2 protein-coding genes are annotated in these 747 nt (G+C 73.5%); both read left to right on the top strand.

The genetic code is table 11. From position 1 onward, the window contains the following. Positions 1-263: hypothetical protein (locus ROR02_RS16740; protein WP_170245172.1), on the top strand; the 263-nt coding region annotated here is incomplete at its 5' end. 13 nt (positions 264-276) lie between these two features. Then, a complete protein-coding gene (locus ROR02_RS16480; RefSeq protein WP_147165120.1) occupies positions 277-738 on the top strand; it encodes a hypothetical protein in 462 nt (153 codons plus the stop codon). The last annotated feature ends 9 nt before the right edge of the window (positions 739-747 follow it).

Genomic DNA, 747 nt, shown 5'->3' with positions numbered 1-747 from the left:
CCGCCCCCGCCCCCGCCCCCGCGCTGGCGCGCCGCGTCGATCAGGTGGTGCGCGACACCAAGCGCGCCTGCGCCCTGGCCGACGCCCTGGGCCCCGACGCCGGCCCGACGCAACGCCTGGCGGTGGCCGCCCAGCTCGGGGCCTGCCGCCTGGCCCTGCGGCAGGCCCGCCAGGACGTGGCTGATCACCTGGCCGCGCGGCGTCGCGTTCGCACTCCCCTGGCCGCCTACCGACGGGCGGCCACCCTTGGCTTCTCCCGCTAGGAAGGCTTCGACCATGGTCATCATCGCCCCTGACGAGGACGGAAGCGTCACCTTGCTGCTCACGCGCTACCTGACCGCGTTGGACAGCCTGATCGATTTTGCCCGCCTGGAAAGCTCGCTTCTGGAGCAGAACCCCGGCCCGCTCCCCCTTACGTTCGTGCGCGCGCAAGAAGCGGTGGCCGAGGATTACGCCCGCCTTGGTGCGTGCGTGCTGCCCCATCTCGCCCGCCTTCAGGCCGACGGCACCCTCGACGCCGACGCCCTGGAAAGCCGGGTGCGCACGCTGGTGAGCCTGATGAAGGACGTCCAGCGCACCCTGGCGGCGCGCAAGCGCGAGACCCTGGAGCGCGTCAACCGGGTGATGACCGCGCTGGCGCAATCCGAGTCCCCGGCCCCATCCCCCGTGCCCGAGGCCGCGAACGACACGCTTCCTCCCTCCGCCGCCCCGGCGCGGCGGTCCCACGCCTCGGTTTGAGGAAGGCGG

Origin of the sequence: Pararhodospirillum oryzae, assembly GCF_007992075.1 — a bacterium.
GTDB classification, from domain to species: Bacteria; Pseudomonadota; Alphaproteobacteria; order Rhodospirillales; family Rhodospirillaceae; genus Pararhodospirillum; species Pararhodospirillum oryzae.
This window is presented reverse-complemented; position numbering and strand designations above follow the sequence as displayed.

What these genes read in the sequence shown, in the direction of transcription:
- ROR02_RS16480 (WP_147165120.1), top strand. Translation starts at nt 277, where the DNA reads ATGGTCATCATCGCCCCTGACGAGGACGGAAGCGTCACCTTGCTGCTC.